Source organism: Streptomyces sp. NPDC047117 (assembly GCF_040643545.1).
Classification (GTDB): Bacteria; Actinomycetota; Actinomycetes; order Streptomycetales; family Streptomycetaceae; genus Streptomyces.
Window position 1 is genome coordinate 263,841 of record NZ_JBEYUN010000006.1, and the last position, 16,996, is coordinate 280,836.

At 74.0% G+C, this 16,996-nt stretch carries 15 protein-coding genes; 3 read left to right on the plus strand and 12 right to left on the minus strand.

Going from position 1 to position 16,996, the window contains the following annotated elements; all coding sequences use genetic code 11:
• Positions 1-261: 261 nt before the first annotated feature.
• Positions 262-2,859 carry a PQQ-binding-like beta-propeller repeat protein gene (locus tag ABZ840_RS14150; protein WP_361558421.1) on the plus strand — a complete coding sequence of 866 codons (2,598 nt, stop codon included), beginning with the start codon at positions 262-264 and terminating at the stop codon, positions 2,857-2,859.
• Between the two features lie 33 nt (positions 2,860-2,892).
• Here ABZ840_RS14150 and ABZ840_RS14155 read toward each other — a convergent pair whose 3' ends face one another.
• Complete coding sequence (locus ABZ840_RS14155; RefSeq protein ID WP_361558424.1) at positions 2,893-3,792, minus strand: hypothetical protein; 900 nt, start codon at positions 3,790-3,792, stop codon at positions 2,893-2,895.
• Between the two features lie 120 nt (positions 3,793-3,912).
• On the opposite strand from ABZ840_RS14155, the gene ABZ840_RS14160 reads away from it, so the two are divergent.
• The gene (locus ABZ840_RS14160) at positions 3,913-4,416 is read left to right on the plus strand and encodes a hypothetical protein (protein ID WP_361558427.1); all 504 of its coding nucleotides are present in this window, start codon (positions 3,913-3,915) and stop codon (positions 4,414-4,416) included.
• 12 nt (positions 4,417-4,428) lie between these two features.
• Here ABZ840_RS14160 and ABZ840_RS14165 read toward each other — a convergent pair whose 3' ends face one another.
• The 3 genes from ABZ840_RS14165 to ABZ840_RS14175 all read right to left on the minus strand — a co-directional run bounded on the left by ABZ840_RS14165 (position 4,429) and on the right by ABZ840_RS14175 (position 6,944).
• Positions 4,429-5,205 (minus strand): enoyl-CoA hydratase/isomerase family protein, encoded by a 777-nt coding sequence (locus tag ABZ840_RS14165; RefSeq protein WP_361558430.1) that lies wholly within the window; start codon positions 5,203-5,205, stop codon positions 4,429-4,431.
• The gene (locus ABZ840_RS14170) at positions 5,202-5,627 is read right to left on the minus strand and encodes an OB-fold domain-containing protein (RefSeq protein ID WP_361558823.1); all 426 of its coding nucleotides are present in this window, start codon (positions 5,625-5,627) and stop codon (positions 5,202-5,204) included. Before ABZ840_RS14170 ends, ABZ840_RS14165 begins: the two co-directional genes overlap by 4 nt.
• Before the next feature lie 165 nt (positions 5,628-5,792).
• Positions 5,793-6,944: a lipid-transfer protein gene (locus ABZ840_RS14175; protein WP_361558433.1), complete on the minus strand. Its 1,152-nt coding sequence runs from the start codon at positions 6,942-6,944 to the stop codon at positions 5,793-5,795.
• A 177-nt stretch (positions 6,945-7,121) separates the two neighbouring features.
• On the opposite strand from ABZ840_RS14175, the gene ABZ840_RS14180 reads away from it, so the two are divergent.
• Positions 7,122-8,912: a FadD3 family acyl-CoA ligase gene (locus ABZ840_RS14180; protein ID WP_361558436.1), complete on the plus strand. Its 1,791-nt coding sequence runs from the start codon at positions 7,122-7,124 to the stop codon at positions 8,910-8,912.
• A gap of 50 nt (positions 8,913-8,962) precedes the next feature.
• Here ABZ840_RS14180 and ABZ840_RS14185 read toward each other — a convergent pair whose 3' ends face one another.
• The 8 genes from ABZ840_RS14185 to ABZ840_RS14220 form a co-directional block, all read right to left on the minus strand.
• Complete coding sequence (locus tag ABZ840_RS14185) at positions 8,963-10,183, minus strand: cytochrome P450 (protein ID WP_361558439.1); 1,221 nt, start codon at positions 10,181-10,183, stop codon at positions 8,963-8,965.
• The gene (locus ABZ840_RS14190; protein WP_361558442.1) at positions 10,108-11,673 is read right to left on the minus strand and encodes a cytochrome P450; all 1,566 of its coding nucleotides are present in this window, start codon (positions 11,671-11,673) and stop codon (positions 10,108-10,110) included. The genes ABZ840_RS14185 and ABZ840_RS14190 overlap by 76 nt, the downstream gene beginning before the upstream one ends.
• Positions 11,670-12,242, minus strand: coding sequence for an ATP/GTP-binding protein (locus tag ABZ840_RS14195; protein ID WP_052864697.1), 573 nt, complete (start codon positions 12,240-12,242; stop codon positions 11,670-11,672). The genes ABZ840_RS14190 and ABZ840_RS14195 overlap by 4 nt, the downstream gene beginning before the upstream one ends.
• Before the next feature lie 37 nt (positions 12,243-12,279).
• Positions 12,280-12,639, minus strand: coding sequence for a DUF742 domain-containing protein (locus ABZ840_RS14200; RefSeq protein ID WP_361558445.1), 360 nt, complete (start codon positions 12,637-12,639; stop codon positions 12,280-12,282).
• The gene (locus ABZ840_RS14205; RefSeq protein ID WP_361558448.1) at positions 12,636-13,064 is read right to left on the minus strand and encodes a roadblock/LC7 domain-containing protein; all 429 of its coding nucleotides are present in this window, start codon (positions 13,062-13,064) and stop codon (positions 12,636-12,638) included. The genes ABZ840_RS14200 and ABZ840_RS14205 overlap by 4 nt, the downstream gene beginning before the upstream one ends.
• Positions 13,061-14,659, minus strand: coding sequence for an ATP-binding protein (locus ABZ840_RS14210; RefSeq protein ID WP_361558451.1), 1,599 nt, complete (start codon positions 14,657-14,659; stop codon positions 13,061-13,063). Before ABZ840_RS14210 ends, ABZ840_RS14205 begins: the two co-directional genes overlap by 4 nt.
• 167 nt (positions 14,660-14,826) lie before the next feature.
• Positions 14,827-16,431, minus strand: coding sequence for an AMP-binding protein (locus ABZ840_RS14215; protein ID WP_361558454.1), 1,605 nt, complete (start codon positions 16,429-16,431; stop codon positions 14,827-14,829).
• A 255-nt stretch (positions 16,432-16,686) separates the two neighbouring features.
• Positions 16,687-16,920, minus strand: coding sequence for a hypothetical protein (locus ABZ840_RS14220; protein WP_361558457.1), 234 nt, complete (start codon positions 16,918-16,920; stop codon positions 16,687-16,689).
• Between the last annotated feature and the right edge of the window lie 76 nt (positions 16,921-16,996).

The following is a 16,996-nucleotide window of genomic DNA, read 5'->3' on the forward strand; positions in this document are numbered from 1 at the left end:
GTGCGGCCGGCGTGTGAACCGGACCCGGCGGGCTCCCGCACTGGGGTGTAACGGCAGGTAACGACCCCTGTGCGTACCGCTCGGCGGGACACGGGACACGGCGGGAAGCCCCCGGGTTCGCAACCGTCGGCTTCGCCAGGAAGAATCAGCATGCGTACGGCCGAATCGGCCAGGCGGTGAGACGCTGCTCGGGGCAGTGGCTCTCGGCGGCTCTTGGCTTTTGAGAGTCTCTTTGACGCCCCACGGGGAGGTGGCAGGCAAGTGGTGGAGCAGCTGACGCAGCACGATCCCCGGCGGATCGGCCCGTTCGAGGTGCTCGGCCGTCTCGGTGCCGGCGGTATGGGGCTGGTGTATCTCGCGCGCTCGGCGTCCGGCCGGCGGGTGGCGATCAAGACGGTCCGTACCGAGCTCGCCGAGGACCAGCTGTTCCGGGTCCGCTTCACGCGTGAGGTCGAGGCGGCGCGGGCGGTCAGCGGCTTCTACACCGCGGCGGTGGTCGACGCCGATCCGCGCGCGGCGGTGCCCTGGCTGGCGACCGCGTACGTCCCTGCCCCGTCGCTGGAAGAAATAGTCAATGAGTGCGGGCCGCTGCCGGCCCAGGCGGTGCGCTGGCTGGCGGCCGGCGTCGCCGAGGCCCTGCAGTCCATCCACGGCGCGGGGCTGGTCCACCGCGACCTGAAGCCGTCGAACGTGCTGGTCGTGGAGGACGGTCCCCGAGTGATCGACTTCGGTATCGCCAGCGGGGTGTCGAACACCCGCCTGACGATGACGAACGTCGCCGTCGGCACGCCCGCGTACATGTCACCCGAACAGGCGCGCGACTCGCGCAGTGTCACGGGTGCCAGCGACATCTTCTCGCTCGGCTCCACCCTGGTCTTCGCCGCCACCGGACACGCGCCCTTCCACGGCGCCAACCCGGTCGAGACGGTCTTCATGCTGCTGCGCGAGGGGCCGGACCTCGAAGGGCTGCCCGACGAGCTGCGGCCGCTGATCGAGTCCACCATGCAGATGGCCGCCGAGCACCGCCCCAGCCCCGCCGACCTGCAGTCCCAGCTGGCGCCGCATCTGTTCGGTTCCGGTACCGACGACAGCGGTACGGCCTCGGCCTGGCTCCCCGGGAACGCCGTGGGCCTCATCGAGAGCCGGCGCGGCGGCCGGGTCGCCGCCGCGCGGCAGGCCGCCCAGCGGGCCGCCGCCTCCTCGGGGCGCGGCGCCCGCGGCGCGTACTCCGAGCAGGAGCGGCCGCCCGTCGCCCCGCCCGCGCAGCCGCCGGCACCGCCCGCCTCCCGGCCGGCCCCGCAGCGCCAGGAGAGCGCGCCGATGCCCGCGGCCACGGGCGACCCCGGCTGGGCCGCTTCCGCGGCGGTCGGGCCGGGCGCACGCCGGATCGGCGACCCGCGCGGCGGCGCGCCGCTCGCGCAGGCGGCGCCCACCGGCCCGGTCGCGCCCGCCGCACCGCTGCCCCCGGAGGTGGAGGGCCCGGACGGCTCCCTGCGGATCGGCGGCTCCGTCGCCCCGATAGGGCCCGGCCCCCGGGCGGACGGACCGGCCCCGCAGGCGCAGCCCGGAGGGGCGACCAACTGGGTGCGGCCGCCGGCCGGCGTGCAGGCCCCGTCCGGACCCGCCGGACCGCCGCCCGCGGTGCCTCCGCAGACACCGGGCCCGCAGGCCGGTCACGGCGCGCCCGCGCCCGCCCGACCGGGCGACCCCGCGGCGCAGGGCGGCCCCGGCCGCTGGCGTCCTTGGCGGTTCCGCATGTCGAACGACGTGTGGGGCACCCCGGTCGTCTCCGGCGATCTGCTGTACGTCACGTCCTTCGAGGTGCACGCGCTGGACGTGGCCAGCGGGCGGCGTCAGTTCAAGACCCGCGAGGTCGCCTGGGCGATGGCCGTCTCGGACGGCCGGATCCACGCCTCGGACGGCCCGAGCCTGTACGCCCTGGACGCCACCGACGGCTCCGAGCTGTGGCGGCTGAACACCGAGGGCTGGGTCTACAGCCTGGGCGTGGACCGCGGCACGGTCGTCACCGGCACCCGCGGCGGCGGCGTGCAGGCCTGGGAGGCGGCCAACGGCGAGCTGCTGTGGGAGATCGGCGGCGCGCAGACCGACTTCGAGACCGCCGAGTCCGGCCCGGTCGTGCACGAGGGCACGGTCTACGTGTGGGCGGACGCGCGGCTGAAGGCGCTGGAGGCCCGTACGGGCGCCGAACGCTGGTCGTACCCCGTGGGGGACGCGGCGTCCTGCGGCGGGGTGCCGGTGCGCCTCCTGACCGCTCCGGACGGGGTGGCCTACGTCGTGGCCGGCACCCGCGTCCTGGCCATCGACATCCACCGCGGCGACGTCCGCTGGCACTTCGAGGCGCCCGCGGTGTTCCTGTCGCCGCCCGCCTACGCCCCCGGACCCGCCGTCACCGGCGGCGGGATCTACCTCGCCGACTACCTCGGCACCGTCTACGCGCTGGACGCCAACGACGGCCGGGACCGCTGGCGGATCGCCACCGAGGCGCGCCAGTCCACCGAGCCGGTGCTGGTCGCCGACGGCGCGGTGCACCTGGGCAGCGGCAACGCGCTGTACACGCTGGACGCGGTGACGGGCACGCCCCGCTGGCGCTTCCAGGCGGGCGGCGAGGTCATCGGCGCGCCCGTGGCGGCGGACGGCCGGGTGCACTTCGGGTCCGCCGACTCCTGCCTGTACACACTGGACGCGATGGGCGGCCAGCTGCGCTGGAAGCTGGCGACCGGCGGTGAGATCACCGGTACCCCGGTGGCCGCGGCGGGCGTCGTCTACGCCTGCAGCAAGGACCGCTGCGTGTACGCGCTCGACGCGGCCAAGGGGACCGGACAGGCACGGCGCTCCTAGGGAGCGCCGCCGCGCTTCTCGGGGCCTCGGGGCTCAGCGCTCCTCGGGCGGGCGGTCGCGGCCCTGCTGTCCCTGGTCGCCCGGGATGCGTGGCAGCCGCTGCGTGGGCCCGGCGGGCTCGTCCCGGTAGGGGCCGTCCGGCGGCGGCCCGTCGGGGCGGGGCTCCTGCGGCACGGCCCGCGGCGTACCGGCCGGCGGCGTCGTGCCGTCGTGCGTCGGCGGCCACGGCTCCCGGTGGGCGCCGCCGAGCGGTCCCGGCCCTCCGTAGGGCACGTCCGGGTGTCCCGTGTGCGGCCCCGGGCCCGGCGGCTCCCCGTAGGGCGGCTCCCCGTAGGCATAGGGGCCGCCTTGCGGCTCGCCTTCATAGGGAGGGGGCGCGCCGCCCTCGTACGGAGCGGCGGCGCCGTACGGAGCGGGCGCGCCGCCCTCGTAGGCGTACCGGCCCTCGGGCTCCCCGTAGGGTGCCGGTTCGTAGTCCCGCTCGTCCCTCATCCGGCGTCTGCGGGCGCGTACGCCGCGGCGGCCGCTCATCATGACGGCGCCCAGCAACAGCAGGATGCCGCCGCCCACGGCCGCGGCCACGCCGACGCCCAGCCCCCTGCCCCCGCTTCCGGCGGTGAGGCTGCCGGCGGCCTGGCCCTGCCGCACCATCCACAGGACGGTGAAGCCCAGGACGACCAGACCGGCGAGCGTGACGAGCAGGCGCGACCTCAGAAGGACGCCGAGCAGCGTGAGCACGGCCCCGGCCAGCATCGGCAGCACGAGCGAGCGCATGACGTCCGCGCCGGTGCCGGTGATGCCGTTGAAGAGGTCGGCGACGCGGAAGTCCTCGCCGTGACGGCCGTCGTACCAAGGACGGAAGGGGCTCCATACGGCGGCCGCCGCTCCGATGAGGGCGATCAGGGAGCCGATGACGTTGCGAATCACCAGCATCGCCTCGTTTCGCTTCGCTGATGTCCTCCACCGCCGACGCTACGCCGTGCCGCCGGGCCCCGCCACGGCAATGCGGCGGCTGTATCGTGACGTGCGCTCGTCAAGCACTCGGGGGATTTCATGGCACGCCGTCATCTGCGGCTCACGGCCGTCGTGGCCGTCGTTCTCGTCACGCTCACCGGCTTCCGGCCGCACGGTCACGGGAGCAGCGGTGGCGGCGGAGGCTGCAGTGCGCACTCCAGCAGCAGCGGTTCCCACAGCAGCGGCCACCACTACGACGATGACGACGACGATGACTACTCGGGCAGCGGGGGCTCGGACAGCGGCCCGAGCACTGACGCGACGCCGCAGGGCACTGTCGTGGAGTGCGCCTCGGAGCACCCGAAGGCGAAGCGGCCGGGCGCGAAGGTCCGGCTGACGGGCAACGACCCCTACGCCGACGTGACGATCACGGTGGAGTTCCGCGGCGCGGACGGCTCCGTGGTGGACACCGGCGAGCGGACGGTCGACCCCGCCCTGGACAACGAGGACGACCTGGCCGGGGACCCGGTATTCCGCATCCCCATGACCCACCCCGACCGGGCCGGCAAGGTCACACGCTGTCAGGTGCGCAGCGTCGTCTGACCCCGCGGCGGATCACCGCACCCGAGGGGCCGCCCCCTTCTCCCGCTCTCCGAAGAGCCCGGCCTGCCGCTCCGGTGGCAGGTTGCCGAGGGCGATCAGTTGCGGGGCGTGCGCCAGCGCCCGCTCGCGGGTCGCCTCCTTGGCCGCCCAGAGGGCCCGTACGGTCCCCTGCACGGCCTCGGTGGGCTGTGCCGCGATGGTCTCGGCCACCCGCAGCGCGGCCGGCACTGCCTCGCCCGGCGGCGTCAGCTCCGACACCAGCCCCACCTCGTGGGCGCGGCGCGCGCCGAGCCGCTCGGCGGCGCCCGTCAGCGCGAGCCGGGCGATCTCCCCGTACGGCATCCGCTGCGCCATGAGCACCGATTCGTACGCGCTGACCATGCCGTACGTCGTGTGCGGGTCGAAGAACGTCGAGGTGTCCGACGCCACGACGAACTCGCACTCGCCCAGCAGGTAGAAGGCGCCGCCGCAGGCCATGCCGTCGACCGCGGCGATCACCGGTTTCCACAGGTCGGCCGCCTTGGGGCCGATGCGGAGCAGCGGGTCGTCGAGGGAGTAGGGGGACGGCGGCTGCGGCACACTGACCGAGCGGTCGATGCCCGTGCAGAAGGCCCGGCCGCCGGCGCCGGTCACCACCGCGGCGCGTACGGTGCCGTCGAAGCGGAAGGCGCGCCAGGCGTCCGCCAGTTCGCCGGCGGTCTCCAGGTCGATGGCGTTGTGGCGGTCGGGCCGGTCGAGGGTGACCAGCGCGACGCCCGCGCCGGCCCGGGTGTCGATACGTACGGTCACGGGCGCTCCAGCAGCCAGCGCGGCACGGTCACGCCGTCCGCCATTTCGTGGAAGGTCACCTTCACCGCCGCGCCGATGCGCAGCCGTTCCGGGGGAACGGAATCCAGCGCGGCGCCGGGGGCGCCGACGAGGTTGCCGACCAGCCGGATGCGGGGCGCCTCGGCCAGTTCGACGACGATCGCGTGGTACGGGGCCATGGCCGCGTACGCGGGCAGCAGTGGTGGGTGCGGCCGGACGTAGGACCAGATCCGGCCGCGGCCGCTCATCCGCCGCCACTCGCTCGCGAAGGACTGGCAGCGCGGGCAGCAGGGGCGGGGCGGGAAGCGCAGTTCGCCGCAGTCGGCGCAGGCCTGGACGCGCAGTTCGCCGCGTGCCGCGTACTCCCAGAACGGTGCTCCGTCCTCGTCGGGGACGGGGAGCAGGAAGCCGTCGGCGGTGAGGGGCTCCCCGGCGGGGGAGGTGGGTGCGGTGGCGGCGGGCTCGGCCGCGGGTTCGGCCGCTGCGGGGGAGTTGTCCACAGGCCGGGCGGGCGGGGTGCGGCTGTCGGCGGCCGGTGTCACACTCGGCTTCATGAACGTCACAGTGGGTCAACTCCTCAGCAGGAGAGCGGAAGTCGGGACGCATTCGCCGGCGGTGACCAGGCAGGTCGCGGCGTCGGGCACCTGCGCGGTGCTGGTGCCGCGCAGCTGCTTGACCCCCTCGGTGATCAGGTTGAAGCCGTGGACGTACCCCTCGGAGAGGCCGCCGCCGCCGGTGTTCAGAGGGAGCCGGCCGCCGATCTCCAGGGCGCCGCCCTCGGTGAAGGCCGCGCCCTCGCCGCGCCCGCAGAAGCCGTAGCCCTCCAGGGAGAGGGGGACGAGGGGGGTGAAGGCGTCGTAGATCTGGGCGACGTCCACGTCCTGCGGGCCGAAGTCGGCGGACTTCCACAGGTGGCGTGCCGCGGTCCAGGCGGGCCCGGTGAGCGGGTCGTCGTTCCAGTAGTTGACCATGCCGTGGTGCTGGGCGGGCAGGCCCTGAGCGGCGGCGTGGACGTAGACGGGGGCGGACCGGCAGTCGCGGGCGCGCTCGGCGGAGACCAGGACGCAGGCCAGCGCCCCGTCGGTCTCCAGGCAGTTGTCGAAGAGGCAGAGCGGCTCACTGATCCAGCGGGAGGTCATGTACATCTCGCGGGTCAGCGGGCGTTCGTACATGACGGCCGCGGGGTTCTGGTTGGCGCGGTTGCGGCAGGCCAGCGCGACGTTGAAGAGGTGGTCGCGGGTGGCTCCGTACTGGTGCATGTAGCGACGGGCGAGCATCCCGATCTCGTCGGCCGGGCGGAGCAGGCCGAAGGGGCGGGTCCATTGAGCGGGGGTGGGGAGTTGAGCGGCCGTGTTCTTCCAGGGGCGGGGCCCGGAGCCGCGTTTGCGCGAGCGCCAGGCGACGCCGACGGTGGCCTGGCCGGTCGCGATGGCGGCGGCCAGATGGGTCACGGTGGCGCAGGAACCGCCGCCGCCGTAGCCGACCTTGGAGAAGAAGGTGATGTCACCGGCGCCGATGGCCTTGGCGACCTCGACCTCGTCGGTCTCCTCCATCGTGTAGGAGGCGAAGGCGTCGACCTCGGAGGGCGCGATGCCGGCGTCGGCGAGGGCCGCGGTGATCGCGCGACAGGCCAGTGTCTTCTCGGACTCGGGGAGTTGCTTGGCGAACGGCGTCTGGCCGATGCCGACGATCGCCGTAGCGTCCTTGAGGGCCGTCCCCATCGTCACCTCCGTGCTCGGTCGTCCGTACTGACAGCCGAGGAGGCTACCGCTAATCTGACGGGTAGTCAGCTAACTGGCACAGGGATCTCCCGGCCGGTACGCGCCGCACGGCCCCCGGGCGGACTCCCGGACACCGCGTACGGCCCGCTCCGCCGCCGGGGGAGAGAGGCAGGCGCGATGCCCGGCGACGTGCAGCGGCAGCGGGACGACGAGGGCGCCGAGAGCGGCAGTGGCGTCGAGGCCGTCAAGGGCCTGGTGGACGCCGGCCCGTGGGAGGCGGGCTCCGGGGCGGACGAGGTGGCGGATCCGCGTGCCGATGTGGAGTTCGGGACGCTTCCGCGGCTGGTGCGGGCGGCGGCAGCGCGGTACGGCGCACGCGAGGCGGTCGCCGAGGGGCGGACCCGTGTCTCGTACGCCGAGCTGGGCATGCGGGTGGAGCGCGCGGCCGCGGCCTGCGTCGCCGCCGGGGTCGCGCCCGGCGACCGGGTGGCGGTGTGGGCGCCGAACACCACGGACTGGATCGTCTCCGCGCTCGGCGCCGTCTCGGCGGGCGCGGTCCTGGTACCGGTCAACACCCGCTTCAAGGGCGCCGAGGCCGCGGACGTCCTGCGCCGCACCCGCGCCCGGTTGCTCTTCGTCACCGGCACCTTCCTCGGCACCTCGTACGTCGCCTCGCTGCGCCGGGCCACCGCGGCAGGCCCGGGTGACGGTCCGCTGCCGGGGCTGCCTGACCTGCGGGACGTGGTGGTGCTGGCCGACGACGCACCCGTCGGGCTGCGCACCTGGCGGGAGTTCCTGGCCGGCGGTGAGCGGGTGCCGGCCGCGGCCGTACGGGAGCGCGCGGATGCCGTGCCGCCCGAGGCGCCCTCGGACATCGTGTTCACCTCGGGCACCACGGGCCGCCCCAAGGGCGCCGTGATCACCCACGCCCAGACGCTGCGTGCGTACGGCGTCTGGAGCGAGCTGGCGGGACTGCGCGAGGGGGACCGCTACCTCGTCGTCAACCCGTTCTTCCACACCTTCGGCTACAAGGCGGGCGTCCTCGCCTGCCTGCTGCGGGGCGCGACGATCGTGCCGCAGCCGGTCTTCAGCGCCGACACCGCGCTCGCCAACGTCGCCGCCGAGCGCATCACCGTCCTGCCGGGCCCGCCCTCCCTCCACCGGCAGCTGCTGGACCATCCCGCGCGCGGGCGGCACGACCTCTCGACACTGCGGCTGGTGGTGACGGGCGCGGCGGTGGTGCCGCTGGAGCTGGTCGAGCAGCTGCGCGGCGAGCTGGGCGTCGCCACCGTCCTGACCGCGTACGGCCTGTCGGAGAGTACGGGCGTGGTGACGATGTGCCGGCGTGGCGACCCGCCGGGGATCGTCGCCGGCACGTCGGGCCGGGCGATACCGGGCACCGAGGTCGCGGTGGTCGACGCGAAGGGGCAACCGGTGGCACCGGGCCGGCCCGGCGAGGTACGGGTGCGCGGCTACCACGTCATGACGGGCTACTTCGAGGACCCGGAGGGCACCGCCCGCGCCGTCACGCCCGACGGCTGGCTGCGCACGGGCGACGTGGGCGTCCTGGACGAGGCGGGCAATCTCCGGATCACCGACCGGATCAAGGACATGTTCATCGTCGGCGGGTTCAACGCCTACCCGGCCGAGATCGAGCAGCTGCTGCTCCGTCACCCGGACGTCGCCGACGCCGCCGTGATCGGGATACCCGACGCCCGGCTGGGCGAGGTCGGCCGGGCGTACGTGGTGCGGCGCCCCGGCGCGACGGTGACGGGGGACGAACTGATCGTCTGGTCGCGCCGGGAGATGGCCAACTACAAGGTCCCGAGGGAGGTGAGCTTCCTGCCCGAACTGCCGCGCAACGCGAGCGGCAAGGTCCTCAAGGAACGACTCCGCCGCACACCGGCGGCCGCGGCCGACCGGGCCACCGACGGAACGGTGACCCGTGATCGGCAGGTCAGCGGCTGAGACGGACCGGCCACCGGCTGCGGCGGTCCGGTCAGCGGCTGAGCGGCCGGTCAGCGGCCGAGGCGCACCGGGAGGGACTGGAGGCCGTTGCCGATGAAGGAGCCGGTGGCCCGCAGCTCTTCGGGGGACACCGCCAGCTCCAGGTCCGGGAAGCGCTCGAAGAGCGCGGGCAGGGCGGCGCGTGCCTCCATCCGGGCCAGCGGGGCGCCCAGGCAGTAGTGCACCCCGTGGCCGAAGGCGAGGTGCTCGCGGTCGGCGCGGCTCAGCTCGAAGGCGTCCGCGTCCGGCCCGTGCCGCTCGGGGTCCCGGCCTGCCGCAGCGTAGGCGGCGAGGATCGGGTCGCCCTGCCGGATGACCGTGCCGTCCGGCAGCGGGATGTCCTCGACGGCGTACCGCAGCGGCAGGTTGGCGATGCTGGGCGCCCAGCGCAGCGTCTCCTCGATGACGTCGTCCCAGCCGGCCCGCCCCTCGGCCAGCAGGGCGCGCTGCTCGGAGTGGACGAGCAGGGCGTGGACGGCGTTGCCGATGAGGTTGACGGTGGTCTCGTAGCCCGCGCCGATCACCAGCAGGAGGGTGTCGAGCAGTTCCCGCTCCTCCAGGCGGGAGCCGTCGTCGTCGCGGGTGGAGACCAGCACGCTGGTCATGTCGTCACCGGGCTCGCGCCGCTTCAGCGCGATCAGGTCGCCCAGCACGGCGGCGATCTTCGCGGCGGTGGCGGAGGCCTGCTCCGACGTCGCGGAGGTGTCCATGACCTCGTCGATGACCGAGCCGACCTCGACCCGGGACTCCTCGGGAATGCCGAAGAGTTCGCAGATCATCCGCATCGGAAGGGGGAGCGCGTAGGAGGAGATGAGATCGACCGGCTCGCCGGCGGGGACCGCCTCCAGGTCGGCCAGCAGCTCCTTGGTGATCCGCTCGACGCGCGGGGCCATGGCCTCGGTGCGCCGTCCGGTGAAGGCGGGCGCCACCAGCTTGCGGAGCCGGCGGTGGTCGGTGCCGTAGGCGGTGAACATGTTGGTCACCCCGACCCAGGACTGCAGCCAGCTGTCGTGGTGTTCGCCGTTGCGCCAGGCCGGCCAGTGCTGCCGCGGGTCCTTGCTGACCCGGTCGTCGGCGAGCAGCCGCTTGAGCAGGCCGTGCCCGCCCACCGACCAGGCCTGGATGCCGCCGGGCAGCTCGATGAGCGCCGCCGGACCTATCGCGCGGAGGCGGGCGGCCTCTCCGGGGAGGTCGGTGCCTGCCGGGTCGATGGCGACGGGCTGCTGTCCCATGGGGTAGCTCCTGCCTGATCGGGGGTGAGGGGGGTGAAGCGGGCCGGGAGCGCGGCCAGTGCGCGGTGGAACGCGCCGACCCGCCACTCCAGCTGCTCGAACGGCACCGTGAGTTCGATGTCGGAGAGCCAGGCGGTGAGCCGCTCGATCGCGGTGGTCGCGATGAGCAGCGCGGTGGGGCGTACGGGGCAGGCGTGCGGCCCGGCGGCCCAGGACAGGTGCGCGCCGCCGCCCGCGCGGGGCTGCTCCAGCGGCGTGGTGCCGAACTGCGCGTTGGCCGCGGCGTACGAGACCAGGGTGAGCTGGTTCGCGCGGATCCAGGTGCCGTGGAAGAAGACGTCCCGGCGTGGGTAGTGCGCGGAGTAGTTGCCGAGCGGCGGGTCGTTCCACAGCACGTCGTTGATGGCGTCGCGGGCGGTCAGCGCGCCGCCGGACAGGGTGCCGTAGTACCGGTCGTCGGACAGCATGCGGGCGAGCGCGTTGCCGATGAGGTTGGTGGTCGGCTCGTGCCCGGCGCCCATGGTGATGACGATCTGGTGGATCAGTTCCTCGTCGGTGAGCCCGGCGGGGTGGTCCATGAACCAGGAGGTGAGGTCGGGGCCGCGGCGCTCCTTCTTGGCGGCCACCAGCTCCATGATGTAGCCCGTGAAGTTCTCGTTGGCCTTCGCGGCCTGCTCGGGCGTGGCTCCGTCCAGCATGTCGGCGAGCGCGGAGATCAGCCGGTCGCTGTAGGAGTCGGGGAGCCCGAAGACCCGGTTGAAGATCATCAGGGGCAGGCTGCGCGCGTACTGGGAGATCAGGTCGACCCGGCCCTCGGTGCCGAACCGGCTGATCAGCTGGTCCGCCGCGCCGCGCACGTAGGAGCGCAGCTCGTGCGGCTCGATCAGCGCGAAGCTGTCGGTGATCACCTTGCGGTAGCGGTCGTGCGCCTCGCCGTCGCTGAAGAACACGTTGGGCCGCCAGGCGAGCATCGGCATGACCTGCGAGTCCGCCGGCACGGTCGGCATCCAGGGCCGGGAGTCCTTGGACCAGGTGGCCTCGTCGTTGAGCAGCTCCAGCGCGGCGCGGTAGTCGGTGACCAGCATCGCGGGCACGCCCGGCGCGATCTCGACCTGCGCGACCGGCCCCTGCCGCCGCAGCAGCTCGTAGATGCCGTGCGGATCGGCCGCGAAGTCCGGGTCGTACAGCCGCACGATGTCCTGCGCGGGGTCGTAGGGCGCGGCGTGGGACGCCTGGGGCGGGAACGGGGCTGTTGTGCCGCCGTACTCCGGGCCGCCGTGCGCCGGACCGCCGCCGTGTGCCGGGCCGCCCCCGTGCGCGGGGCAGCCGGGGGGCGGCTCGGCTCCGCCGGGAGCGGCGTTCTCGGGCGGCAGCGCGCCGGTCCCGTACGCGGGCGGCGGCGCACCGGTCCCGTACGCGGGCGGCGGGGCACCCGTCCCGTACGCGTGGTTCTCGGGCGGCAGGGCCCCGGGCTCGTGGGGGGAGGTCATGCGGTGTCTCCGGGCGTGTGGTCCAGGACGTGCCCGACCAGGGCGATCAGTGCGTCGAGGGACTGGTCGCGGTCGCGCGCGTCGCACACCACCAGCGGGGTGTCGTCGTGCAGGTCGAGGTGGTCGCGCAGGGTTTCGACGGGGTGCGCCGGCGCGTCGGGGAAGGCGTTGACCGCCACCGCGTACCGCAGCCCGGCCTCCTCGATGATGTCCATGACCTCGAAGGAGTCGGCCAGTCGGCGGGTGTCGGCCAGGACCAGCGCGCCGACCGCGCCGCGCGCGATGTCCTGCCACAGCGGCCGGAACCGCTTCTGGCCCGGCGTGCCGAAGAGGTACAGCACCAGGTCGCCGGCGAGCGTGATCCGCCCGAAGTCGATGGCGACGGTGGTCGTGGTCTTGTCGCGCACCCCGGCCAGGTTGTCGACGAACGCGCCGGTCTGCGTCATCACCTCTTCGGTGTGCAGCGGCGGGGTCTCCGACAGGGCCCGGATGAACGTGGTCTTGCCGACGCCGAAGGGGCCGGCGACCAGCAGCTTCACCAGGGTCTGGTCGGTGCCGGACAGGTACATGGCGCCCTCGGCGGCGCCGTCGGTGCCGCCCGCTGCGCTAGGACTTGAGAGTGCGGAGTCCATCGAGGACCCTCTCCAGAATCTGCCGGTCGATCTGTTCGGCTTCGGGGATGGGGGAACGGGCGTGCAGGTGCCCGGCGTCGACGAGGTCGGCCACCAGCACCTTCACGACGCTGACCGGCAGCCGCAGGTGCGAGGCGGTCTCGGCGAGGGTCAGCGCGCCGGGCCGCAGCAGAGCCAGGAGGCGGAGCGCTTCGGGGCGCAGCTCGGCGGGCGCGGTGACGGTAGCGCCGTACAGGACGGTGAGCCGGTCCAGGGTGTTGCGGCTGGGGCGGGCGCGGCCGCCGGTCGCCAGATAGGCCGGTACGAGACGCCGGTTGCTCTGGCGGGGCGTCATGCGGACGAGCCCGTCTCCCGCGGCGGCGAGCTCATCGCCTTCGCGCCGAGCGTGGCGACCTGCACCTGCATCTGGTGCGAGACGACGCCCATGTTGACGTCGGGCGCGGCGAAGACCGCGAGGCAGGTGTTCTCGCCGGCCGGGATGGCGAGCACCCAGCCCTCCTCGGACTCCACGACGGTCTGCCGCAGCTTGGCGTCGTCCTGGCCGGTGAACGCGGCGGTGACGGCGCGGCCCGCGCCCTGGAGCGCCGACATCATGGCGGCCACGCCCTCGGCCGCCTCGCGGGCGAGGCCGGGCGAGGAACCTTCGATGAAGCCGTCGCCGGAGATGACGGCCGCGTGCAGGACGTGCGGCAGTTCCAGCAGCGGCGCCAGCACCCAGGACTGGTCCTGCGTGACGCGGCGGCGGACGGGGGTGCTCATGCTCGGTCGTTCCCTTCGGGGCGCGGAATGCGGTTGTCGGCTTCGGCCCGCCCGGAGAGGGTGCCGCGCTGCAGGGCGGCCCAGCGCGTGGCGGACTCCTGGGGGCTGCGCTCGGCGACGGGTTCCGTGCGGGGGAGAGCGGGTTCGGGTTGGGCGGAGGGCCGGCGGCGCCGGCGGCGCGGCAGTCCGGTCGCCGGGTCGGTCGCGGACTCCGGCGCGGCAGCGGGCTCGTGCTCGGGCGTACGAGCGGGCGCGGGGTCCGGCGTACGGACGTCCAGGGACTCCGGCGCACGTGCAGGCTCGGCCTCCGGCGCGCGCTCGGGGGTAACGGCGCCCGTATCGGCGGGCGTATGTGTGGGCGTGCGCTCCATGGCAGCCTCCGGGGCGCGTGCGGACATGTGCTCTCCCGCGGTCACCGGAGTGGCGCCCGCTGTGGGTGCCGTGAGCGGTGCGGCCTGCGGCGGTGTCAGCGGCGTCGAGTGCGCCCGCATCATCTGCGGCGGCAGCGGCGCCATCACCGACATCGGCTGGGTGTCCTGGTTCATCAGCGTCAGCAGCGGGTCGCCCGGGATGTACACGACCGCCCGCACGCCGCCGTACGGCGAGGACTCGACGTGCACCGTGAAGCCGTACTGCCGCACCAGCTGTCCCACGGCCGCGAAGCCGGACCGCGGCGGGTCGCCCAGCTCCGTGAGCAGCACCCGCTCCCCGCCGCCCAGCAGGCGCATGGCGTGCTCGACCTCGTCGCGGTGCATGCCGATGCCGTAGTCGTCGACGATGACGGAGGCGCCGCGGTTGCCCTGCTGGAGCGTGACGGCGACGGGCAGTTCGTGGTGGGAGTGGTGCAGCGCGTTGGCCAGCAGCTCGGTGAGGGCGACGGCGACCGGCTCGACGGCGCGGGCGACCACGCCGACCGGGTCCCGCAGCAGGTTGCTGACCTGGATGCGTTCGTAGCCGCGCAGCCGCGACATGGAGCCGACCACGAGGTCGGCGAGGTGCGAGTCGTCGCGGGTCAGCCCCGGCCAGGCACCGCAGACCACGCCGGTGGTCTGCACCCGGCGCAGCGCCTGCTCGTTGAGGAAGTCCGCCTGCAGCAGGTCCTGGGCGACGGCCTGGTCGTCGTACCGGTGCTGCATCTCCTGGAGGAGCGTCTGGAGCCGGTACAGCAGCGCCTGGATGGTGGTGGTGGCGCCGCGCATCGCGGCCTGCGCCGCCTCGTCCACCCGGGCCCGCTCCTTGGTGACCGCCTGCGAGAGCTGCTCCAGGGCCCCGGTGAGCGCCTGGTCCAGGTCGGTGCCCGTGAAGCGCGGGTCGTTCAGGCCGCGGACCTTGACGTGCGGGTGGGCGAGGGCGGTGGCGAGGTCGGGCAGCCGGGCCTCGGCGAGGTGCCGGATCTCGGCTTCGGTGGCGCGGAGTTGCGCGGCGATCTCGGTGTGGCCGCGCTCGGCGGCGGAGGCGCGGGCCTCGGCCGTGGCCAGGTGCCGGCGCAGGGCCTGGCTGCGCTGCCGGCCACGGACCAGGAAGAAGATCATCACCACCGCGGCGGCCGTGCCTGCGGTCAGGCACCAGAGCAGTGTCGCCGGTATGGAAGTCATCGGGTTCCTCGTGTGGGGGGCGGCTTGACGACGGTGTACGAACACCTGATCGCCGCCGCGATGTTACCCACCAAGTGACCTTTCGCACGGGGAAGTGGGAAAGCGGCATTCCGTGTGGACAAGATCACTCCGTTTTACCGGCGGTCACGTCGGAAACACCCGGAATGTCAACTTCCAATTGTGAAGCTGCCCTGGTCGGTAACGGGTTCGTCCGCGTACCGCTCCCGCAGGACGTTCTTCAGTACCTTGCCCAGCGGGCCGCCGCGCGGCAGCGCATCCGTGACCTCCAACTGCTCCGGCAGCTTCTGCGTCATCAGCCCCGACCGCCGCAGATGGTCCGTCAGCAGTTCCAGGGTCAGCGGCGGTCCGCCCGGGTCCGCGAGCGTGACCACCGCGCACACCCGCTCCCCGCGCTCCCGGTCCGGCAGCCCGACGACCGCCGCCTCCGCCACCGCCGGATGGCCGTGCACCAGGTCCTCGATCTCCTGGGCCGAGATGTTCTCGCCCTTGCGGATGATGATGTCCTTCAGCCGCCCGGTCAGCACGAGATGGCCGTCCGCGCGCAGGAACCCCAGGTCGCCGGTGTGGAACCAGCCGTCGGCGTCGAACGAGGCGGCCGTCAGCGCCGGATCCGTGTACCCCTGGAAGAGCATCGGCCCCTTGAGCGTCACCTCCCCGGTCTCCCCGCCGGGCAGCGCCCGGCCGTCCGGCCCGGCGATCCGCACCTCGGCGCCCGGCACCGGCCGCCCCACCGTCCGCGCCAGCTGCTCGTCGCTGTCGTGCGGCGTACCCATCGTGATCATCGGGCACTCCGTCATCCCGTACCCGTGCAGCACCGCGCAGCCCAGCTCGCGGCCGGCCGCGGCGTACAGCTCCGGAGGCAGTGGCGCGCCCCCGCCCGAGAGCACCCGTAGCGACGGGATCAGCTTCGCGTCGCCCTCCCGCCGCCGCGACTCGTCCAGGAACGCCTGGTAGAAGGCGGTGCTGCCGCCCGCCATGGTGACGCCGAGGCGCGCGTACGCATCGGCCGCCGCGCCCGGCGCGAACGTCTCCAGCACCACCGCCGGGAATCCGCTGACCAGCATGGCGACGACGTAGTCGGGCCCCGCGATGTGCGCGTACGGGAAGGCGATCGACCCGATGTCCGAGGCCGACATCCCGATCGCGGCCGCCAGTCCGGCGCCGCCCGCGATCAGTGAGGCGTCGGTGTGCCGTACGCCCTTCGGCGCCGCCGTCGTCCCCGAGGTGTAGTAGATCCAGGAGGCGGGCTCCGGCGCGTCCGCCCGCTGCCGGACGCCGCCCGGCGGGAACTCCGGCAGGCCGGCCGGGTCGCCCTCGGGCAGCCCCGCCGCGTCGCCCACGACGACGGTCCGCGTCCCCTCCGGCGCCGCCCGCCGGGCCAGCGCCGCGAAGTCGACGTCCCGCCACACCCCCGGCACCAGGAAGAACTCCGTGCCGGACTCGGCCAGTACGAAGCCGACCTCGCGCTCCCGGTGCAGATGAATGACCGGTATCTGCACGGCCCCCAGCCGGGCCAGCGCGAGCGAGGCGAGCACCGTGCTGATCCGGGTCGGGAGCTGCCACGCCACCCGCGTGCCCGTGCCGATGCCCAGCTCCCGGAAGCCGGCCGCGGCGCGGAGCGCCCGCTCCCGCGCCTCCCCGAAGGTGACGGTCCGCCCGTCCGCCTCGTAGAACATCACCGCGTCGGCCGACGCGGCGGCCCGCCGCTCGACCAGTTCCCAGAGCGTACGTATCGGAGCGGAGTCCTGCACGGCGCGCCTCCCGGCAAGGGTCGGGACGGAACGGATGTGGCGCGACTGTAGCAGCAGAACTGACGGGTCGTCAGGTAGTCGTCAGGTAGTGCGTCTCAAGGCAGTACGTCTCCCTTGAACGGCCGTGCCGTCCCCCGAGCGGCCGTTCCGCCCGCGGACATGCCGCAGGGACCGGCTACGACGGCATCCCCTCCTTGCCGTCGGAGCCGGCCCCTGCGATCCCCCGGGTTGTGGTTCAGCGGGCCGTACGCGAGATCAGTGCTCCAGCTTCGGCTCGGCGATCGGCCGGTGGCTGTCCTGCGGTGCCATCGTGCCGTCCGCCGCGACCGGGCGCGGTGCGTCCTGCGCCGCCAGCACCTCGTCACCGATGATCGGCCGGTGGCTGTCGGCCATCGTGGCGACCTCTTCGCCGATGATGGGCCGGTGGCTGTCGAGCGGCTTGATGACGTCCTTGTCGCCTGTGCGCGGAACCTTCTTCTCGGTGCTCACAGTGATCAACTCCTGTGTGTGGGCGCTTGCGGTCCACCGGCCCGGCGACTCCCCCGTGGGTCGCCGGACGGGTGAA

Excerpts from the sequence above, each read along its gene's own strand:
- ABZ840_RS14205 (WP_361558448.1), bottom strand. The coding sequence starts at position 13,064 with ATGAGCACCCCCGTCCGCCGCCGCGTCACGCAGGACCAGTCCTGGGTG.
- ABZ840_RS14180 (WP_361558436.1), top strand. The coding sequence starts at position 7,122 with ATGCCCGGCGACGTGCAGCGGCAGCGGGACGACGAGGGCGCCGAGAGC.
- ABZ840_RS14155 (WP_361558424.1), bottom strand. The coding sequence starts at position 3,792 with ATGCTGGTGATTCGCAACGTCATCGGCTCCCTGATCGCCCTCATCGGA.
- ABZ840_RS14175 (WP_361558433.1), bottom strand. The coding sequence starts at position 6,944 with ATGGGGACGGCCCTCAAGGACGCTACGGCGATCGTCGGCATCGGCCAG.
- ABZ840_RS14200 (WP_361558445.1), bottom strand. The coding sequence starts at position 12,639 with ATGACGCCCCGCCAGAGCAACCGGCGTCTCGTACCGGCCTATCTGGCG.
- ABZ840_RS14160 (WP_361558427.1), top strand. The coding sequence starts at position 3,913 with ATGGCACGCCGTCATCTGCGGCTCACGGCCGTCGTGGCCGTCGTTCTC.
- ABZ840_RS14190 (WP_361558442.1), bottom strand. The coding sequence starts at position 11,673 with ATGACCTCCCCCCACGAGCCCGGGGCCCTGCCGCCCGAGAACCACGCG.
- ABZ840_RS14210 (WP_361558451.1), bottom strand. The coding sequence starts at position 14,659 with ATGACTTCCATACCGGCGACACTGCTCTGGTGCCTGACCGCAGGCACG.
- ABZ840_RS14195 (WP_052864697.1), bottom strand. The coding sequence starts at position 12,242 with ATGTACCTGTCCGGCACCGACCAGACCCTGGTGAAGCTGCTGGTCGCC.
- ABZ840_RS14185 (WP_361558439.1), bottom strand. The coding sequence starts at position 10,183 with ATGGGACAGCAGCCCGTCGCCATCGACCCGGCAGGCACCGACCTCCCC.